Annotated in this window: 15 protein-coding genes; 10 read left to right on the forward strand and 5 right to left on the reverse strand. The window is 70.0% G+C overall.

All coding sequences use genetic code 11. The annotated features are described in order from the left end of the window. Positions 1-130 precede the first annotated feature (130 nt). Both AC07DC_RS12455 and AC07DC_RS12460 read right to left on the reverse strand, forming a co-directional pair. Complete coding sequence (locus tag AC07DC_RS12455) at positions 131-1048, reverse strand: bifunctional helix-turn-helix transcriptional regulator/GNAT family N-acetyltransferase (RefSeq protein WP_478914335.1); 918 nt, start codon at positions 1046-1048, stop codon at positions 131-133. A 168-nt stretch (positions 1049-1216) separates the two neighbouring features. After that, on the reverse strand, positions 1217-2293 hold the full coding sequence (locus tag AC07DC_RS12460) for a LacI family DNA-binding transcriptional regulator (protein ID WP_478914336.1): 1077 nt from the start codon (positions 2291-2293) through the stop codon (positions 1217-1219). Positions 2294-2451: 158 nt separating this feature from the next. On the opposite strand from AC07DC_RS12460, the gene AC07DC_RS12465 reads away from it, so the two are divergent. From AC07DC_RS12465 to AC07DC_RS12475, 3 genes are read left to right on the forward strand one after another with little or no spacing between them, the layout of a single operon-like run. Next, positions 2452-3603: a Gfo/Idh/MocA family protein gene (locus AC07DC_RS12465; protein ID WP_478914337.1), complete on the forward strand. Its 1152-nt coding sequence runs from the start codon at positions 2452-2454 to the stop codon at positions 3601-3603. Beyond that, positions 3600-4766 (forward strand): dihydrodipicolinate synthase family protein, encoded by a 1167-nt coding sequence (locus tag AC07DC_RS12470; protein ID WP_478914338.1) that lies wholly within the window; start codon positions 3600-3602, stop codon positions 4764-4766. The genes AC07DC_RS12465 and AC07DC_RS12470 overlap by 4 nt, the downstream gene beginning before the upstream one ends. Positions 4767-4777: 11 nt before the next feature. Then, positions 4778-5644: a sugar phosphate isomerase/epimerase family protein gene (locus tag AC07DC_RS12475; RefSeq protein WP_478914339.1), complete on the forward strand. Its 867-nt coding sequence runs from the start codon at positions 4778-4780 to the stop codon at positions 5642-5644. Positions 5645-5856: 212 nt separating this feature from the next. On the opposite strand, the gene AC07DC_RS12480 is transcribed toward AC07DC_RS12475, so the two are convergent. Then, the gene (locus AC07DC_RS12480; protein ID WP_478914340.1) at positions 5857-6294 is read right to left on the reverse strand and encodes a DUF937 domain-containing protein; all 438 of its coding nucleotides are present in this window, start codon (positions 6292-6294) and stop codon (positions 5857-5859) included. Between the two features lie 213 nt (positions 6295-6507). On the opposite strand from AC07DC_RS12480, the gene recD2 reads away from it, so the two are divergent. The 4 genes from recD2 to AC07DC_RS12500 all read left to right on the forward strand — a co-directional run bounded on the left by recD2 (position 6508) and on the right by AC07DC_RS12500 (position 12330). Next, positions 6508-8724: an SF1B family DNA helicase RecD2 gene (gene recD2, locus AC07DC_RS12485; protein WP_478914341.1), complete on the forward strand. Its 2217-nt coding sequence runs from the start codon at positions 6508-6510 to the stop codon at positions 8722-8724. A 124-nt stretch (positions 8725-8848) separates the two neighbouring features. Beyond that, positions 8849-10138: a citrate synthase gene (locus tag AC07DC_RS12490; RefSeq protein ID WP_478914342.1), complete on the forward strand. Its 1290-nt coding sequence runs from the start codon at positions 8849-8851 to the stop codon at positions 10136-10138. Positions 10139-10590: 452 nt separating this feature from the next. Continuing rightward, positions 10591-11340, forward strand: coding sequence for an SDR family NAD(P)-dependent oxidoreductase (locus AC07DC_RS12495; protein ID WP_478914343.1), 750 nt, complete (start codon positions 10591-10593; stop codon positions 11338-11340). 240 nt (positions 11341-11580) lie between these two features. Beyond that, positions 11581-12330 (forward strand): DedA family protein, encoded by a 750-nt coding sequence (locus AC07DC_RS12500; protein ID WP_478914344.1) that lies wholly within the window; start codon positions 11581-11583, stop codon positions 12328-12330. A 28-nt stretch (positions 12331-12358) separates the two neighbouring features. Here AC07DC_RS12500 and AC07DC_RS12505 read toward each other — a convergent pair whose 3' ends face one another. Further along, positions 12359-12949 (reverse strand): TetR/AcrR family transcriptional regulator, encoded by a 591-nt coding sequence (locus tag AC07DC_RS12505; RefSeq protein WP_478914345.1) that lies wholly within the window; start codon positions 12947-12949, stop codon positions 12359-12361. 171 nt (positions 12950-13120) lie between these two features. Here AC07DC_RS12505 and AC07DC_RS12510 point away from each other — a divergent pair, with 171 nt between their 5' ends. Beyond that, positions 13121-15352 carry an MMPL family transporter gene (locus tag AC07DC_RS12510; protein ID WP_478914346.1) on the forward strand — a complete coding sequence of 744 codons (2232 nt, stop codon included), beginning with the start codon at positions 13121-13123 and terminating at the stop codon, positions 15350-15352. Between the two features lie 34 nt (positions 15353-15386). Here AC07DC_RS12510 and AC07DC_RS12515 read toward each other — a convergent pair whose 3' ends face one another. Beyond that, entirely contained in the window at positions 15387-15590 is a 204-nt protein-coding gene (locus AC07DC_RS12515) for a helix-turn-helix transcriptional regulator (RefSeq protein ID WP_138355080.1), read from the reverse strand. 230 nt (positions 15591-15820) lie between these two features. Between AC07DC_RS12515 and AC07DC_RS12520 the strand changes: the two genes are divergently transcribed. Both AC07DC_RS12520 and AC07DC_RS12525 read left to right on the forward strand, forming a co-directional pair. Next, on the forward strand, positions 15821-16531 hold the full coding sequence (locus tag AC07DC_RS12520; RefSeq protein ID WP_478914347.1) for an ArsR/SmtB family transcription factor: 711 nt from the start codon (positions 15821-15823) through the stop codon (positions 16529-16531). After that, complete coding sequence (locus AC07DC_RS12525; protein ID WP_478914348.1) at positions 16531-19077, forward strand: FtsX-like permease family protein; 2547 nt, start codon at positions 16531-16533, stop codon at positions 19075-19077. The genes AC07DC_RS12520 and AC07DC_RS12525 overlap by 1 nt, the downstream gene beginning before the upstream one ends. Positions 19078-19110 lie beyond the last annotated feature (33 nt).

A 19110-nucleotide genomic window follows, 5' to 3' on the forward strand; every position in this document is an offset into this window, starting at 1 on the left:
CGAGCCGGCCCCGGAACTCCGCACCAGCTGGTCGTACGGCCTTGCCTCCGGTATCGCGCGCGGATCCTTGCCCACCGCACAGAACCCGGCGCTGTCCACCACCCATTTGGCCGCAACGGGACGTTCTTCTCTACAGCACCAGACGCCAGTCCTGTCCCACGAGGTCCTTGCCGAAGCTGTGATGCGGCTTCTCCGCGACGAGCTCGAAGCCGGCCCGCTGGTAGACCTTCCGGGCCGCGCCCAACACGTCGTTCGTCCACAGCACCAGCTCGCGGTATCCGGCGTCGCGGGCGAAGGATATGCACCTCTCCACCAGCCGGTCGCCTATGCGATGGCCGCGTGCACCCGGCTCGACCAGGAGCAACCGCAGTCGGGCAACGTCGGGCACCTCATCGCGGACGCAGAACACACAACCGGCCGGCACACCGTCCAGCTCCGCCATCCACAGCGCTTCGCGTCGAGGATCCGGATCTGCGGCGAAGTCCGCCACGATCCTTGCCACCAGCGCTTCGTACTCGCTGTTCCAGCCGAACTCGGCCGCGTACACCGCCGCGTTGCGCTGGATCACCCATCCCAAGTCGCCGGGCTTTGGCCCGCGCAGCTCGATCCGGGCCGGAGTCGGCTGACGCTCGTCGTGCAGTATCTCCCGGACCGTACGCATGGCCTCGGCAAGCCGCGGGCGGTCCTTTTCAGGCACCTCGCTCAGCAGCGAACCGACCGCTTCCTCCGCCCGTTCCTCCAGCAGAGTGGCCGCCTCCCGGCCCTGCGGGGTCAGCTCTATGCGCTGCCGCCGGGCGTCCTGCTCGGACGGCGCGCGGGTGACCAGCCGGTTCTGTTCGAACTTCGACAGCATGCGGCTCAAATGGCCGGCGTCGAGAGAGAGTTCCACCCGGAGGTCGGCGGCGTCGGTCCGGCGGGAGTGCGCCAGCTCGTACAGCACCCGCGCTTCGGTCAGCGTGTACGGAGTATGCAGATGGCGGCTGTAGTCCAGCGCGCCGATGAGGTTGGTGTAGAAGCGGTTGAAGGCGCGGATCTCTTGCACGGCCATGGGAGCACCTCGATATTCACCCTTGGAATTCCTTTGCCTGAGTCAAAGGTAAGCCCGTGGCGACACCGCGAAAAGGCCTGTGGATAACTTCCGAACGCCCCCGCGGTGGTCCACGCGACGCCCCTACAGACAACCTTCCGAGCGCCCCTGGGCGCCGCGGCAGTCAGCTCACACGGAACCGGCCCGCGGCCGTGCGGTGGAGGCCCGCACCATCAGCTCCGTGCGGATCGTCGCGAGACCGCCCGGCGGTGGCGCCTGGCGACCCATGACGAGGCGCCCGGCGCGGGCGCCCGCCTCCTGCAACGGAATGCGGACCGTCGTCAGGGCCGGCGCGGTGTCCACGCTGAACGGGAGATCGTCGAACCCCGCCACCGAGACGTCGTCCGGAATGCTGAGCCCCTGGTCGCGGACTGCCGCGCACACACCGAGCGCGACCGTGTCGTTGGCGGCGATGACGGCGGTCAGCGCGGGTTCCCTGCGCAGGAGTTCCAGCGCCGCGTCGTAGCCGGAGGAGCGGTCGTACGAGCCGTGCACCGTGAGCCGGTCGACGGCGGCACCGGCGGACGGCAGGCCGTGGTCGACCAGAGCGGCCCGGTGGCCCTCCAGCCGGTGCCGGGTGGTGGTGCGGTCGGCGGGGCCCGCGACGTACCCGATCCGGCGGTGACCCAGGGAGAGCAGGTGCTCGGTGAGCCGCCGCGCGCCGCCCCGGTTGTCGAACGCGACGGTCGCGACGGGGATCTCCGTGGCCGGCTGGTCCAGTGGAGGCCGTCCGCAGAGCACGATCCGCGTGCCGGACTCCGCGAGCCGGGCGAGCCGTGCGGCGACCGCCGCACTGTGCTCGGCGCCCTCGACCGCGCCGCCGGTGATCACCACTCCGGCCGCGCGCTGGCGTTCCAGCAAGGTGAGGTACGTGAGTTCGGCCTCGGGGGAGCCGCCGGTGTTGCAGACCACCGCGAGCTTGCCGCCGCCGGGCGCGGACGAGTCGCTGATCTCTGCCTGGACGGCGCTCGCGATCAGTCCGAAGAACGGGTCCGCGACGTCGTTGACGAGCACCCCGACCAGGTCGGAGGTGGCGGCCGCGAGCCCCCTGGCCTGCCCGTTGACCACGTAGTCCAGGTCTTCGACGGCCCGCTGCACGCGTTCGCGCGTGCTGCCCGCGACCGGGTAGTTGCCATTGAGGACGCGCGAGACGGTCGCGGACGACACCCCGGCGCGCGCCGCGACATCGGCGAGGGTCACTGCCATCTGCGTCCGTACCTCCTGCTGGCCGTCCCGGGATCCCACCGCCCGTTGCCGGACATGTTCTCACCTTGTCGGATCGGCCCGCTTCCGGCTAGCGTGCCAGAGAAGAAAGCGCTTGCTATCGCTTGACGGGCGGTAGCGGCCGAAGGGGAGGACCCAACGTGACACGCAGGACAGTGCGGATCGCCATGAACGGCGTCACGGGCCGCATGGGCTACCGCCAGCACCTCGTCCGCTCGATCCTGAGCCTGCGCGAGCAGGGCGGGCTCGACCTCGGTGACGGCACGACGCTGTGGCCCGAGCCGGTACTCGTCGGCCGCCGGGAGCACGCGCTGCGGGCGATGGCGGACCGGCACGGTCTGGAGCACATCTCCACCGATCTCGACGCCGTCCTGGCCGACCCGACCGTCGAGATCTACTTCGACGCCCAGGTCACCTCGGCCCGCGAGGAGTCGGTGCGCAAGGCCGTCGCCGCCGGAAAGCACATCTACTGCGAGAAGCCCACCGCGACCTCCCTCGACAGCGCCCTGGAGCTGGCCAGGCTCGCCACCGCCGCCGGCGTCAAGCACGGCGTGGTCCAGGACAAGCTCTTCCTCCCCGGCCTGCTCAAGCTCAAGCGGCTCGTCGACGGCGGCTTCTTCGGGCAGATCCTGTCCATCCGCGGCGAGTTCGGCTACTGGGTCTTCGAGGGCGACTGGCAGAGCGCCCAGCGGCCCTCCTGGAACTACCGTTCCCAGGACGGCGGCGGCATCGTCGTCGACATGTTCCCGCACTGGGAGTACGTGCTCCACGAGCTGTTCGGACGGGTCCGAACCGTCCAGGCGCTGACCGCCACCCACATCCCGCGCCGCTGGGACGAGGACGGCAAGCCGTACGACGCGACCGCCGACGACGCCGCGTACGGCATCTTCGAACTCGACGGCGGCGCCATCGCCCAGATCAACTCCTCCTGGACGGTGCGCGTCAACCGCGACGAACTGGTGGAGTTCCAGGTCGACGGCACGCACGGCTCGGCCGTGGCGGGCTTGCGGGACTGCCGCGTGCAGCACCGCTCGGCCACCCCGAAGCCGGTCTGGAACCCGGACCTCCCGGTCACCGAGCCGTTCCGCGACCAGTGGCAGCCGGTCCCGGACAACGGCGAGTTCACCAACGGCTTCAAGAGCCAGTGGGAGCTCTTCCTGCGGCATGTCGTGCTCGACGAGCCGTGGCAGTGGGACCTGCTGGCCGGCGCGCGCGGTGTCCAGCTCGCCGAACTGGGTCTGAAATCGTCCGCCGAGGGCCGGCGCTTCGACGTCCCGGAGCTGTCCCTGTGAGCGGCCCGGCGACCATCGAGCTTCCCGGCGCCACCGGCGAACTGCGCTCCTATGTGCCGCGTACCGAGCCCGTTGTCCACATCCTGGGTGCTGAACTGCGCAGCCGTGTCGTCTACTCGGCCGCGCATGTCGTCGCCGACCCCTGGCGCAGCGCCCCCGACGAGCCGGCGGCCATCGACTGGGACGCCACCCTCGCCTTCCGCCGCCACCTGTGGTCGCAGGGTCTCGGTGTCGCCGAGGCGATGGACACCGCCCAGCGCGGAATGGGTCTGGACTGGGCGGCCGCGGCCGAACTGATCCGCCGCTCCTCCGCCGAGGCGCGGGCTGCCGGAGGCCGCATCGTCTGTGGCGTCGGAACGGACCAACTCGTCGCGCCTGCCCGGACGCTCGCCGAGGTAACGGCGGCCTATGAGGAGCAGCTCACCGTCGTGGAGGAGTCCGGATCGCAGGCCGTTCTCATGGCGTCCCGCGCACTGGCGGCCCTGGCCAAGGGTCCTGAGGACTACGTCGAGGTCTACAGCCACCTGCTGCGCCAGTCCGCGGAACCGGTCGTTCTGCACTGGCTGGGTCCGATGTTCGACCCCGCGCTGGCCGGGTACTGGGGCAGCGAGGACCTCGACGCGGCCACGGAGACGTTCCTGGACGTCATCGCAGCCCATCCTGACAAGGTCGACGGGATCAAGGTCTCGCTGCTCGACGCCCGTCGCGAGGTGGAACTGCGGCGCCGGCTGCCCAAGGGCGTGCGCTGCTACACCGGCGACGACTTCAACTACCCCGAGCTGATCGAGGGCGACGAGCAGGGCTTCAGCCATGCGCTGCTCGGCATCTTCGACCCGCTGGCGCCGCTCGCGGCCGGCGCCGTGCGCACCTTGGACACCGGCGACACGGCGGGCTTCCGGGCGCTTCTCGACCCGACCGTCGAGCTGTCCCGGCATCTGTTCGGCGCTCCGACGCGCTACTACAAGACCGGCGTGGTGTTCCTGGCCTGGCTGGCGGGCCACCAGGCGCACTTCACGATGGTGGGCGGCCTGCAGTCGGCACGCTCGCTCCCACATCTGGCGCGCGCCTACGAGCTGGCCGACGGTCTCGCCCTGTTCCCCGACCCGGCGCTGGCCGAGGCCCGGATGCGGCAGCTGCTCGCCATCCACGGCGTGTCCGCATGAGCGCCGACCGTATGACAGCCGAAAGCACGAGCGCCGTCGCTGCAGCGGCTGGTGATCTGGCGCGGCTGAGCATCAACCAGGAGACCGTCAAGCAGTGGTCGCTGCCCGAGCTGGCGGCGGGTTGCGCGGAGCTCGGCGTACCCGGTGTGGGCCTGTGGCGCGCGCCCGTCCAGGAGTACGGGGTCGAGCGCGCCGCCCGTCTGATGCGGGAAACCGGCCTCCAGGTGACGTCCTTGTGCCGCGGCGGCTTCTTCACCGCGAGTGATCCGGTCGCCCGGCGCACGGCGATGGACGACAACCGGGCCGCGATCGACGAGGCGGCCGTCCTGGAAACCGGCACCCTGGTGCTGGTTTCGGGCGGACTGCCATCAGGAGAGCGCGATATCGCGGCCGCACGGGAGCGGGTCGCCGACGCGTTGGCCGAGCTGGCTCCGTACGCCGCCGAGCGTTCGGTACGCCTGGCGATCGAACCGCTGCACCCGATGTACGCGTCGGACCGCTGCGTCGTCTCCACGCTCGGCCAGGCGCTGGACATCGCGGAACGCTTCCCGGCCGAGCAGGTCGGGGTCGTCGTGGACACCTACCACCTGTGGTGGGACGACCGGGTCCCGGCGCAGATCGTCCGTGCCGGCGCGGCCGGCAGGATCGCGGCCTTCCAGCTCGCGGACTGGGTCACCCCGCTGCCCGAGGGCGTGCTGCTGGGTCGGGGTCAGCTCGGTGACGGCTGCGTCGACCTGCGCGGATTCCGTGAGCAGGTGGACGCGGCCGGGTATCGCGGAGCCGTTGAGGTGGAGATCTTCAACCCCGCCCTGTGGGCGCGGGACGGCGCCGAAGTGGTCACGGAGATCGCCCGCCGGTACCGCGAACACGTGCTCTGAAGAATCTTCAAATTACTTCTGTTCGGCGTACAACCCTTCGGGGGGGTGGTCGGTCTTATAGGCATCAAGGTTCCCGGGAGGGGTTCGGGGAACTGAGGTAGTGATATGCGCCCGAGGGGGGCTTCGGGGGTACTGGGGGGAAACGCAAAGGGGTCCGGCTCACGCCGGACCCCTTTCGTCTGCCTGGGGGCGGGTCAGGGACCCCGGAGGGTTCACCTCTGGGAACGGGCCCGCTTGGCGAGCACGGTCGCCACCACGGGGATGACGAGTTCGAGTGCCCCGGCGACGGCCGCGACGGGCAGACCGGTCTTCTTCGACACGGCTCGCGCGGCCGGCGCCGTCACCTTGCTCAGCACGGCGACCAGCATTCCGCCGCCCGCCGCGGAATCCGTTCCGCCGACCCCCGCGAAGCCGTCGGCCCCGGCCGGCGGCTCGGGTTCGGTGGCGGCCTGTTCCAGCGCCTGGCTGAGTTCCGCGGTGCCGCCAGGGGTGACCGCGTCGTCCGTGAGGACACCGGTCAGCGAGGTGACCGAGGTCCCCACGAGCTTCCGGGCCGATTCCGGATCGGTGCCCAGTACTCCGGCGATCTCCTGGATCTGGTCGTCGCCGAGTTCGGCCAGCACATCGTTCTGCAGCGGTTGGTCGCTCATACTCCGGACGCTACGCGACGCGGGTCCGCGGCCCGTGGTGGTCGGCCGAACGCGTTAGGGCCGGCCCCGGGCGCCGCGCGGGCTGTCGCAGGGACGCGCAGACGAGGAGGTTGTCCACAGGCGTACCCGGAGTGTCGGGGGCGGGCGGTACCTTCGGATCAGATCACCGCCGGGCAGCAGTCGGGCAGCCGCTGGGGGAGGGGAGGCCGGGTCATGGGGGACGAGCGATTCGCCGTGCTCGAAGCCGTCCTGGAGCGGATCACCTACGCCAACGAGGACAACGGCTACACGGTCGCGCGGGTCGACACGGGCCGTGGCGCAGGCGACCTGCTGACCGTGGTCGGGGCCCTGTTGGGGGCGCAGCCGGGCGAATCGCTGCGAATGGAGGGTCGTTGGGGCTCCCATCCTCAGTACGGCAAGCAGTTCACCGTGGAGAACTACACGACCGTCCTGCCCGCGACGATCCAGGGGATACGCCGGTACCTCGGTTCGGGGCTGATCAAGGGGATCGGGCCCAAGATCGCCGACCGGATCGTGGAGCACTTCGGCATCGAGACCCTGGATGTCATCGAGGGGGCGCCGAAGCGGCTGATCGAAGTGCCGGGGCTCGGGCCGAAGCGGACCAGGATGATCGCCGTCGCCTGGGAGGAACAGAAGGCGATCAAGGAGGTGATGGTCTTCCTGCAAGGAGTGGGGGTGTCCACCTCCATCGCGGTGCGCATCTACAAGAACTACGGCGACGCGTCGATCTCCGTGGTGAAGAACCAGCCCTACCGGCTGGCCGCGGATGTGTGGGGCATCGGATTCCTGACCGCCGACCGGATCGCCCAGGCGGTGGGGATACCCCACGACAGCCCGGAGCGGGTCAAGGCGGGACTCCAGTACGCGCTGTCGCAGGCCACCGACAGCGGGAACTGCTTCCTGCCCGAGGAACAGCTGCTCTCGGACTCCGTCAAGCTGCTGCAGGTGGACGCCGGGCTGGTGATCGACTGCCTGGCGGAGCTGGTGGGCGAGGAGGGTGTGGTCCGGGAGTCGGTGCCGGATCCGGAGGGCGGCGATCCGGTCCGTGCGGTGTACCTGGTGCCGTTCCACCGCGCGGAGATCTCGCTGGCCGGCCAGCTGCTCAGGCTGCTGCGCGGGCCGGAGGACCGGCTGCCACTGTTCCAGGACGTCCAGTGGGACAAGGCCCTGTCCTGGCTGGCCGGGCGCACCGGAGCGGATCTGGCGCCCGAGCAGCAGGAGGCGGTGCGGTTGGCGCTGACCAAACGGGTCGCGGTGCTCACCGGCGGGCCAGGCTGCGGCAAGTCGTTCACGGTGCGTTCGGTGGTCACCCTGGCGCAGGCGAAGAAGGCCAAGGTGGTGCTGGCCGCGCCGACCGGCCGCGCCGCCAAAAGGCTGGCCGAGCTGACGGGCATGGAGGCGTCGACCGTGCACCGGCTGCTGGAGCTCAAGCCCGGCGGCGACGCGGCCTACGACAAGGACCGGCCGCTCGACGCCGACCTGGTGGTCGTGGACGAGGCCTCCATGCTGGACCTGCTGCTTGCGAACAAGCTGGCCAAGGCGGTGGCGCCGGGCGCGCATCTGCTGTTCGTGGGGGATGTGGACCAGCTGCCGAGCGTCGGTGCGGGCGAGGTGCTGCGGGATCTGCTGGCCCCGGGCAGCCCGGTCCCGGCCGTTCGGCTCACCCGGATCTTCCGCCAGGCTCAGCAGTCGGGCGTGGTGACCAACGCCCACCGGATCAATTCGGGAGTCCCGCCGATCACCCAGGGGCTGCCCGACTTCTTCCTCTTCCCGGAGGAGGACACCGAGGAGGCGGGGCGGCTGACGGTTGAGGTGGCGGCCCGCCGGATCCCTGCCAAGTTCGGCCTCGACCCGCGCCGCGACATCCAGGTGCTCGCGCCCATGCACCGCGGTCCGGCCGGAGCCGGCGCGCTGAACGGGCTCCTCCAACAGGCCATCACCCCGGCCCGTCCGGATCTCCCGGAGCGCCGGTTCGGTGGCCGTACGTTCCGCGTCGGCGACAAGGTCACCCAGATCCGCAACAACTACGAGAAGGGGGAGAACGGCGTCTTCAACGGCACGGTGGGAGTGGTCACCGGGCTGGACACCGTCGAACAGAAGCTCACCGTCCTCACCGATGAGGACGAAGAGATTCCGTACGACTTCGACGAGCTGGACGAGCTGGCCCACGCGTACGCGGTGACGATCCACCGCTCCCAGGGCAGCGAGTACCCGGCCGTGGTGATCCCGGTCACCACGGGGGCATGGATGATGTTGCAGCGAAATCTGCTGTATACGGCTGTTACCAGGGCGAAACGCCTGGTGGTTCTGGTGGGCTCGCGCAAGGCGATAGCTCAGGCGGTCCGTACGGTTTCGGCCGGTCGGCGCTTCACCGCCCTCGATCACCGGCTCTCCCAGGGCGCGAAATAGGCACTCCGTGCCATGTTTCGGCCCTATGGCCGACCCCGAGTGCACGCGCCAGTGCCAAATGGGGGACAGTGGACCTAGTCAGGGCACCTCGAAGAAGAGGCAAAACCGTCGGTGAGGGAATGACGTGAGCGACAACTCTGTAGTACTGCGGTACGGGGACAGCGAGCACAGCTACCCGGTGGTCGACAGCACTGTCGGCGACAAGGGCTTCGACATCGGCAAGCTGCGCGCCGACACCGGTCTGGTCACCCTGGACAGCGGATACGGCAACACCGCGGCCTACAAGTCCGCGATCACTTTCCTTGACGGTGAAGAGGGCATCCTTCGCTACCGCGGTTACCCGATCGAGCAGCTCGCCGAACGTGGCAGTTTTCTCGAAACCGCGTACCTGTTGATCAACGGTGAGCTCCCGACCGTCGATGAACTTTCCACCTTCAAGGGTGAAATTACTCAGCACACGCTGCTGCACGAGGACGTCAAACGGTTCTACGACGGCTTCCCGCGCGACGCCCACCCGATGGCGATGCTGTCGTCCGTGGTCAGCGCGCTGTCGACGTTCTACCAGGACAGCCACAACCCGTTCGATCCGGAGCAGCGCCACCTGTCCACGATCCGGCTGCTCGCCAAGCTGCCGACCATCGCGGCCTACGCGTTCAAGAAGTCCGTCGGCCAGCCGGTGGTCTACCCGCGCAACGATCTCGGCTACGTCGAGAACTTCCTGCGCATGACCTTCTCGGTCCCGGCCGAGGAGTACGAGCTCAACCCGGTTGTGGTGGGCGCGCTCGACAAGCTCCTGATCCTGCACGCGGATCACGAGCAGAACTGTTCGACCTCGACGGTCCGGCTGGTCGGCTCCTCGCAGGCGAACCAGTTCGCCTCGATCTCGGCCGGCATCAGCGCCCTGTGGGGCCCGCTGCACGGCGGCGCCAACCAGTCGGTGCTGGAGATGCTCGAGGGCATCAAGAACGACGGCGGCGACGTCGACGCCTTCATCCGCAAGGTGAAGAACAAGGAAGACGGCGTGAAGCTCATGGGCTTCGGGCACCGCGTCTACAAGAACTTCGACCCCCGGGCGAAGATCATCAAGGCCGCGGCGCACGACGTCCTCTCCGCTCTCGGCAAGTCCGACGAGCTGCTGGACATCGCGCTCAAGCTCGAGGAGCACGCGCTCAGCGACGACTACTTCGTCTCGCGCAAGCTCTACCCGAACGTGGACTTCTACACGGGTCTGATCTACCGGGCCATGGGCTTCCCGACCACCATGTTCACGGTGCTCTTCGCGCTCGGCCGGCTTCCCGGCTGGATCGCGCAGTGGCACGAGATGATCAAGGAGCCCGGATCCCGTATCGGCCGCCCGCGCCAGATCTACACGGGCGTCGAGCTGCGGGACTACCTTCCGGTCGAGTCCCGCTGACCGAAGGGCGCCCGCCGCGCGGCAAGCGGCGGCGCATGCCGCCGCGGACGCCGCGGCGAACAACTCGCAGTGCATAGAGAAGCGCCCCGCGCCAGATCCCCCCACGGGTCCGGCACGGGGCGCTCCCGTCCCCCGGATCGGATCCCCCCACGGGTCCGTACCGGGTGCCTGGAGACGCGCTATGCCGGGACGAGAAAGTCCGAGAGGGCCGCTCAAGCTCTCCGGGCACTTTCGCCCCGGCGACGCGATTGGGCCGTCCCCCAAGACGGCCCGCTCTTTCATCCCACCAACGCTCCCCGGGAGCGTGGTGTTCCCCTCCATAGACCCACGAGTGGCGGTAATGGTTACGTTCCATTCGGTGTGATCTACGTCTCTTTGCGGACTCCGGCCCCCCTCGCGGACCGAAACGGGCCATCCCGTAGCGTGCTGTCACTTCTCGAGGGGCGGAGCGCATGGCACAGAACCAGGCAGTGGGCCGGAACATCGTCGTGACCGGTGGCGGTACGGGCATCGGCCGGGCCATCGCGACCCGGCTCGCCGGGTCGGGGGACCGGGTCACGATCGTCGGCCGCCGCCGCGAGGTGCTCCGGGCCACCGCCGAGGAACTGCGCAACGAACACGGTCTCGACGTCACCCCCGTCGACTGCGACCTCGCCGATCCCGACGAGGTGGAGACAGCGCTCACCCGCCTTCCGGGCCGGGTCGATGTCCTCGTGAACAACGCCGGCAGCCGGGAACTGGCGACCGGATCGGGGCCGCAAGGGGTGCGGGCCCGCTGGCGCGGCGACTTCGAGCGCAACGTGCTGACCGCGGTACTGCTGACCGAATCGCTGCGCGACCGGATCACCACCGACGGCGGCCGGGTGATCACCGTGACCTCGGTCGCCGCGCTGCGCGGCGGCGGCTCGTACGGCGCGTCCAAGGCCGCCCTGCACGCCTGGAACCACTCCCTGGCGGCCCAGCTCGGCCCGCAGGGCGTCACGTGCAACATCGTCGCCCCCGGAACCGTCGCCGGCACCGAGTTCTTCGGCGCCCGGCTCGACGATGCGGAACTGACGCGCCGGGCCGGCCGTACCCTCGTCGGCCGGGTGGGCAGACCCGCGGACGTGGCGGCCGCCGTGGTGTTCCTGGCCTCGCCCGAGGCGGGCTTCATCACCGGCGAGATCCTGCAGTGCAACGGTGGCGAACTGCTGGGCCGGTAGAGCTGGTAGGGCCGGTGGGGGGCGCTCGGCAGGCAGCGGGGATCCGTACGGTGCACGGCAGGAGGCCCACCGGCCCTGCCGATCCTCGGGTCTGCGACCCCAGGTGGACGTGCACCCGTCCCTGAGGATGACCTCTTCCTGGCAATCCCCTGGGAATCCCCCCATCCCGGCGAAACTCCCTTGCAGCGCTCCAGCCGCCCCTGCCAGCTTGGGGGTACGGGAGGGAAGAGGGGCAGCCGCATGGACGTTGCACAGTTTGTGTCGTCAATCGACTTCACCGCCGGTCTCGTCGAGCACCTGCGGGGTGGAAACGTTGCGTGGGCGTACGCGCTGCTGGCCGCGACCACGCTGCCTCCGCTCGTGCCCAATGCGGTGCTGCTCGTCACTGGTGGAGTGCTGGCGGCCCAGGGCCGGTTGGACCTCACTCTCGTCCTCCTGGTCGTCGCGCTGAGCGCGCTGCTCGGGGACATGCTGATCCACCGCACGGGACGGGCCGTGAGCGGCCGCGTCGTATCCCGAATCCACCGCAGGCCGCGGCAGGCCGCCCTGCTGCGATGGGCCGCGCTGCGCATACAGCGGCATGGGGTGCCCTTCGTCATCGCGGTGCGCTTCCTGCCGAGCGGACGCCTCATCGGCGGCCTAGCCGCGGGCGTCGTCCGCTATCCGGCCCGCCGGTACCTGGCCGGAGCGGGCGTGGCCGAGGCGGTGTGGGCCGCGTACTCCGTCGGCGTCGGCTACTTCAGCGGCCGGGCGGCCTCCAACTCCCTGTACGCCGTCGGCCTCGGCCTAGGCGTCTCCCTGCTGGTGGCGGGCGTGGGAGTGCTGGCCCAGTGGGCCTCCAGAGCCCGTGAACGCCGCCAGGTGCTGGTGGCCCTTCCTGCGGCGCTCCCGGCTGCTTACCCGGCGGCCGCGTTCTCTTCGGCGTCGCCCGCCCGGCCGGATGGTGCCCTGGACCACGAATTCTGCGAGTCCGCGGGGCGCAGCGGGTAGCCGCACGGGCGCCCGTGCCCGATGCGGCTCAGTGGTGGCCGAGCGGGGGGCGGGACTCGGTGCCGACGTACGGGGCCAGGTAGCGGTACAGCAGCCCCTTCAACTCGTTGATGTACGCGGCCTGTTCCGCACCCTCCTGGGCGAGGACGAGCTCCAGGCCCGTCTTGAACATGGCGAACGCGATCTCGGCGATGCGGGCGCGGTCCGCGGCCGAGAGCAGGGGCGCGCGCAACTCGATCAGCCGGTCGACCCGTTCGAGCAGCGCGGCGTGCAGCTGATCGTGCTCGTCGGCGACCTTCCCCGGCGTGTCGGGGCCCTTGATCAGGGCAAGGAAGGCCGGATTGGCGCAGTTGAAGTCGATGAACGGGTCGACGATCCGGTCGATCATCTCGGAGAGCGGCAGCGCGGCGTTCTCCGGAGTGAAGACCAGGCCGTGGGCCTGCTGCATCTGCTGGATGAGCCGGCCGCCGAGTTCGACAGCGATGGCTTCCTTGTTGGGGAAGAACTGGTAGAGCGTGCCCGGGGAGACGCCGGCCTCGCGGGCGATGGCGTTCGTACTCGCCGCGCTGTAGCCGGACGTGCAGAACACGCTCGCGGCCGCTTCCAGCAGCTGCGTCATCCGGCGCTCTCCGCGCGCCTGCCGACGGCGCGGCTTCTCCTCCACCTCGGACACGTGTAGGCCCCAATCATGATTGACAAATGCGAGTGGCCGCTCGCATTCTTGAAAACGCGAGTGGCTGCTCGTGTTTTTCATTCTAGGCTCGTTCTACGGGGAGGGGACACCTCAGTGATGCCCGATGTCAACCGCGAGCGCGCCGTCGGGGGCTGGACCCGGGCGGTCACCGCCCGGCCCAGGCTGACGCTGCTGCTCGCGCTGCTCTTCACCGCCCTCGCCGTGGTCGCGGGGAGCGGGGTCGCGGACCGGCTGAGCGGCGGGGGATGGGAGGCTCCGGACTCCGAGTCGTCCTATGCGACCAAGGCGCTGGAGGAGCACTTCCCCGCCTCGCAGCCCAATCTCGTCCTGCTGGTGGACAGCCGCGGAGCGGGCGTCGACAGCCCCGCGGTGGCCGCCGCGGGACGTGACCTGGCCCGCAGGCTCGCCGCCGACCCCTCGATCGCCGGCGTCACGTCGTACTGGGGCACCGGAGCGCCCGAGTTGCGGGCGAAGGACCGTGGCGAAGCGATGATCGCGGCCAGGATCGTGGGCGGCGACGATGCGGTGGGAGCCGCAGTCGAGCGCATAGCGCCCGCCTACCGGGGTGTTCAGGGGGCGGTGGACGTGCGGATCGGCGGAGTGGCCGCTGTCCGGCACGAACTGCAGAGCACCATCGAGGAGGACCTGCTGCGCGCCGAGATGATCGCGCTGCCGGTCACCCTCGTCCTGCTGGTGATGGTCTTCGGCAGCGCGGTGGCCGCCCTGCTGCCGCTGGGTGTGGGCATCATCGCGATCCTGGGGACCAACGCGGTACTGCGCCTCGTCACGTCCTTCACCGATGTCTCGCTCTTCGCGCAGAGCCTGACCACCGTGCTGGGGCTGGGGCTGGGGATCGACTACGCGCTGTTCATCGTGCGCCGCTTCCGGGAGGAACTGGCCGACCGGGACGACCCCTTGGGGGCGGTGGGCGCGACGCTGCTTACTGCCGGTCGTACGGTGCTGTTCTCGGCGCTCACCGTCGCCGCCGCGCTCGCGGCGATGCTGGTCTTCCCGCAGTACTTCCTGCGTTCCTTCGCCTACGCCGGTATCGCGGTGGTGCTGCTGGCGGCCGGTGCCGCACTGATCGCGCTGCCCGCCGCCCTGGTCCTGCTCGGACACCGGGTCAACGCACTGGACCTGCGCAAGCTGTGGAGGCGCCGACGGCCCTCCGCCGCCGGGCCGCGCGAGCCCGGAGCCGGATACGCCGCCCTCGCCCGGTTGGTGATGCGGCGGGCTCCGCTCTTCGCTGTCGGTGCCACCGCGGGACTGCTCCTGCTCGGACTGCCCTTCCTACAGATCCAGTTCGGTACGGCCGACGACCGGCAGCTTCCGGCCGGCGCCGAGTCGCACGCCGTCCAGCAGCACATACGCGACGCGTTCCCCGGCAATCCGGGCGGCGGGATCACCGTGCTCGCCGAGGGAAGCCCCAGCCGGGACGGGCTCGCCGGGTACAAGGGAGAGCTGGCCGCGCTGCCCGGAGTCGTCACGGTCGAGGGGCCCTTCACCGCCCCCTCGGGCGGGGCGGCGTACCTCACGGTGCTGCCCAGGACCGAGGCCGTGGACGCGGCCACCCAGGACCTGGTGGGCGAGATCCGGTCTGTGGACGCCCCGTTCAGGACCTCGACCACCGGCCAGGCGGCCGTGCTGGTCGATGCCCAGCAGGCCATCGCCGACCGCCTGCCATGGGCCGTCGGGATGATCGCCGTCGTCACCCTTCTGCTGGTGTTCCTGCTGACCGGAAGTGTGGTGATACCGCTCCAGGCGGTGCTGCTCAACGCGTTGAGCCTGACCGCGATGTTCGGGGCGGTGGTCTGGGTGTTCCAGGACGGACATCTGTCCGGGCTCCTGGGGTTCACCGCGACCGGCAGCATCGAGACCACCCTTCCTGTCCTGATGTTCTGCCTGGCCTTCGGACTGTCCATGGACTACGGAGTCTTCCTGCTGTCGCGTATCAAGGAGGAGTACGACCGCAGCGGTGACCATCAGGGAGCGATCGTCTTCGGTGTGCGGCGTACCGGCGGTCTCATCACCGCTGCCGCGGTGATCCTCGCCGTCGTCATGGTCGCCATCGGCACCTCCCGGGTGGCCAACACCAAGATGCTCGGTCTCGGTATCGCTCTGGCCGTGCTGATGGACGCCATGGTGGTACGTACTTTGCTGGTCCCGGCCGTCATGCGACTGACCGGTAAGGCCACTTGGTGGGCGCCGCCCGCGCTACGCCGGTTCCATGACCGGTTCGGCATAAGCGAGGGCGGCGGGGGAGTTGTGCCGGAAACGGTTCGTGTTCCGCAGCGTGATCAGGAGCGGGACCCCGAGCCGGTCCGGTAGCCGTTCGCCGGTCGATGACCGGCCGTTGGGAGCGTCAGTCAGGATCCCGGCGGCCCCGGTTACCGGGGCGCCGGGCACTCCAGGCTCGAATGGTGTCGGCATACCAGAAGGGTTTTCCGCTCTCCACGACATCTGGAGCGGGTAGGTGCCCGTGCTTGCGATACGAGCGCACGGTGTCGACCTGGACCCGGATATGTGCGGCGATCTCTGCGTACGACCACAGGGTTCGGTCGGTCATGTCACGCACCTCCCTACGGTGGGGTGGCTGTTGATCAGTAACCCTTGTCCTGTGAACGACATGCACTGAGAGCCGCATGGGCCTGTTGGTCGTTTGTGACACGGAACCCGCGTAACAGTGACAAACGTGTCAGATAGGTGACGATCGACACCAGGGTGGGGCTAACCCCCGTATCGATTCACGGGCCGTCGCCAATGCACAAGTGAGTGTGCACAAAGCAGTGTGTACTCATGCCGAAGCAACGACGTATCAAGGAGATCGGCGATCTCGGGGCGCTCAAGGCGCTCGCGCACCCGCGCCGTCAACAGATCCTCGAACACCTGGCGCTGCATGGTCCGGCCACCTCGACGACCCTCGCCCGCGCCCTGGATCTGAATACCGGAGCCACCAGTTACCACCTGCGGGAGCTGGACCGGCACGGCTTCGTCGAAGAGGCCGAAGGGACGGGGCGGGGGCGCGAGCGCTGGTGGCGGGCGGCCCCCGCGGACCTGCGCTTCCCGCAGCGCTCTGAGCAGAGCGACGAGATGCGCCCGGTCGTCGACGAGATGAACCGCCTCGCGTTCGCCGCCGACCTCGCGCTCCTCGAGCGGTCCCAGAGCGAGATCGAGGGCGCATGGGCGGACGGCCAGCCGTACTCCCGAGGCTCAATCCAGGTGACCCTCCCCGAACTGCGCGAGTTCTTCGAGGAGTACATCACCCTGCTCAACCGGTACAAGCGAGCCGACGACGAGCTGCCGGAGGGCGCGCGAAACGTACTCACCCGGTTTCTCGCCTTCCCGGCACCGGCCGAGGACCCGGCGGACGTAACGGCCGTCGACGACCCGACCGGCGAACCGACCGAAGACCCGACCGACCCTCCCGAGGACCTGGCTCAAGAGACCACCGAGCCCACCGCCGACCGGGTGGCCGAGCGCATGACGCACCTGGGGGCGTGGTCCTGATGCTGCGATACGCACTGCAGACCCTGCGGGCCCGCAAGGGCGGTTTCGCGGGGGCCTTCCTCGCCCTGTTCTGCGCCGCCGCACTCGTCACCGCATGCGGGGTGCTGCTGGAGACGGGTCTCCGGGGTGAGATCGCGAGCGAACGGTACGCGGCCGCGCCGATCGTCGTCGCCGCCGACCAGAACGTGCACCAGACCACCGTCAAGGAGAAGAAGGGCAAGGCCAAGGTCAAGAACAAGGCCAAGCCGCTCGCGGAGCGGGTCTGGCTGCCGGACACGACCGTGCGGACCGTCCGCCAGGTGCCTGGAGTACGGACCGCAGTCCCCGAAGTCACCTTCCCCGCCTACGCGGTGGGGCCGGGTGCGGACCGGAGCGGTCAGTTGAGCGGAAAACCGTCCTACGGACACGACTGGGCCTCCGCCGTACTCACGCCCTTCACCCTCACCGAGGGGCGCGCGCCGCAAGCGGACGGCGATCTCGTCATCGACCGCGAACTGGCCGCGCGCATGGGCCTGAAGCCGGGCAGCAGCGTCACCGTCCAGTCCACCCGGGCCCCGCGCAGCTACCGCGTCACCGGCATCGCCGCCGCCCGGGACGGCGATCTGCGGCAGCAGACCTCGTTGTTCTTCACCACGGCCGAGGCCGGACGGCTGGCCGGACACCCCGGGCAGATCACCGCGATCGGCGTGCTGTCGGAGCCCGGCGCCGACACCGGCGCTCTCGCCACAAAGCTCACCACCGCTCTGCAGGGCACCAAGGCCCAGGTGCGCACCGGAGCCGACCGCGGACCGGTGGAGTTCCCCGACGCGGCCAATGCCCGGATCAAGCTCGTCAGCATGGGCGGCGCCATCGGCGGCACCTCACTCCTTGTCGCGGTGCTCGTGGTCGTCGGCACCTTCGCGCTGACCATCCAGCAGCGCTACCGGGAGATAGCCCTGCTGCGCGCCATCGCCGCCACCCCGAAGCAGATCCGTCAGCTCATCGGCCGGGAGGCGCTTCTGGTCGGTCTCGCGGCGGGCACTCTGGGCTCCGTCGCGGGGCTGCCGGTCGCGTACTGGCTGCACGCCGAGTTCGTCGGCTTCGGCGCGGTCCCGGACACGCTGAAGATCGCCTGGAGCCCCTTCCCGATGTTCGCCGCCTTGTGCGCCGCGCTCCTCGGTGGTTGGTCCGCGGCCCGGATATCCGCTCGCAGGGCGGCCAGGATCCAGCCTGCCGAGGCGCTCTCGGAAGCCGCCATGGAGACCCGTACGTCCCCTTGGGGCCGGCTGCTCGCCGGCGGGCTGTTCCTCGTGGGCGGCATCGTCCTGCTCATGGTGCTCAGCGGCCTGCGGACCGAGCCCGCGTCCACTCCGGTCACCTTCCTGACCATCGTGGTCCTCGCCGTCGCGGTCTCGCTGCTCGGGCCGCTGCTGGCCCGGATCGCCGCCGCGGTACTGGCCGTTCCGCTCCGCGTATCCCGTATCGGCGGCCACCTCGCCGCCGCCAACGTCCGCGCCAACTCCAAGCGGCTGTCGGCGGCGGTCACCCCGCTCGCCCTGCTCGTCGGGATGACGTGCACCGTGATCTTCGTACAGACCACGATGGGTCATGCCGCCCAACAGCAGGCCTCGGCGGGCAACCGCGCCCAGTGGGTGCTCGGTGCCGCCGCGCCCGGCGTGCCCGGCGAAGCCGCCGCGGCGGTGCGTCAGGTGCCCGGCGTCACCGCCGTCACCGAGGTCGTGCGGACCGGCGTCCGCGTCGGTCTCTCGAAGTACACGGCGCAGGGCGTCACCCCCGCCGGACTGACCACCACGTGGGACCCCGACGTCACCCAGGGCACGCTCAAGGGCTTCGGCGACGGCGACATGGCGCTCAGCGAGGTCGCCGCCGACGGGCTGGGAGTCCGGCCGGGCAGCACCGTACGGCTCACCCTCGGCGACGGCACTCCCGTCACCCTCAAGGTGACGGCCGTCTACTCACGCGGCCTCGGATTCGGCGATCTGACGATGTCCCACGACCTGGTCTCGCGACATGTCGACAGTCCGCTCGCTTCGGCGGTCCTCGTCGCCACCGACGGCCGTGCGGATCGTGCGGCGCTCGGCGCGGCGGTCAAAGGCTTCCCGGGCGTCGCGGTCCTCGACCATGACCAGGCCGGGGAAGTCCAGGCCGAGGTGCAGCAGTCCAACGCCGAGGTCGACTACCTCGCGATGGGCCTGGTGCTCGCCTTCACCGCTATCGCGGTCGTCAACACCCTCGCGATGTCCACCGCAGACCGGTCCAGGGAGTTCGCGCTGCTGCGGCTCGTGGGCACCACCCGCCGCCAGGTGCTGCGGATGCTGCGGCTGGAGGCACTGGCGGTGGTGCTCGTCGGGGCGGTGCTCGGGACCGCGATAGCCCTGGCCACCCTGACCGCCTTCAGCCTCGGGATGACGGGAGCGGCGGCCCCACGGCTCGATCCGGCCGGATACGGGCTGATCGTGGCCCTGGCGGCGGCTCTCGCACTGCTCGCCACCGCCCTCCCGGCCCGGCTCGCCCTGCGGGTTCGGCCCTCCGAGGCGCTCGGCTGACCGCGAAAGAAGTCCGGTTCGAACACTTGCCCC

The sequence above is a fragment of the Streptomyces sp. NPDC045021 genome (genome assembly GCF_056432645.1).

Coding starts and splice junctions, on each gene's coding strand:
- AC07DC_RS12525 (WP_478914348.1), top strand. CDS start 16,531: ATGCTGCGATACGCACTGCAGACCCTGCGGGCCCGCAAGGGCGGTTTC.
- AC07DC_RS12505 (WP_478914345.1), bottom strand. CDS start 12,949: ATGACGCAGCTGCTGGAAGCGGCCGCGAGCGTGTTCTGCACGTCCGGC.
- AC07DC_RS12515 (WP_138355080.1), bottom strand. CDS start 15,590: ATGACCGACCGAACCCTGTGGTCGTACGCAGAGATCGCCGCACATATC.
- AC07DC_RS12520 (WP_478914347.1), top strand. CDS start 15,821: ATGCCGAAGCAACGACGTATCAAGGAGATCGGCGATCTCGGGGCGCTC.
- recD2 (WP_478914341.1), top strand. CDS start 6,508: ATGGGGGACGAGCGATTCGCCGTGCTCGAAGCCGTCCTGGAGCGGATC.
- AC07DC_RS12480 (WP_478914340.1), bottom strand. CDS start 6,294: ATGAGCGACCAACCGCTGCAGAACGATGTGCTGGCCGAACTCGGCGAC.
- AC07DC_RS12495 (WP_478914343.1), top strand. CDS start 10,591: ATGGCACAGAACCAGGCAGTGGGCCGGAACATCGTCGTGACCGGTGGC.
- AC07DC_RS12475 (WP_478914339.1), top strand. CDS start 4,778: ATGACAGCCGAAAGCACGAGCGCCGTCGCTGCAGCGGCTGGTGATCTG.
- AC07DC_RS12510 (WP_478914346.1), top strand. CDS start 13,121: ATGCCCGATGTCAACCGCGAGCGCGCCGTCGGGGGCTGGACCCGGGCG.
- AC07DC_RS12460 (WP_478914336.1), bottom strand. CDS start 2,293: ATGGCAGTGACCCTCGCCGATGTCGCGGCGCGCGCCGGGGTGTCGTCC.
- AC07DC_RS12500 (WP_478914344.1), top strand. CDS start 11,581: ATGGACGTTGCACAGTTTGTGTCGTCAATCGACTTCACCGCCGGTCTC.
- AC07DC_RS12455 (WP_478914335.1), bottom strand. CDS start 1,048: ATGGCCGTGCAAGAGATCCGCGCCTTCAACCGCTTCTACACCAACCTC.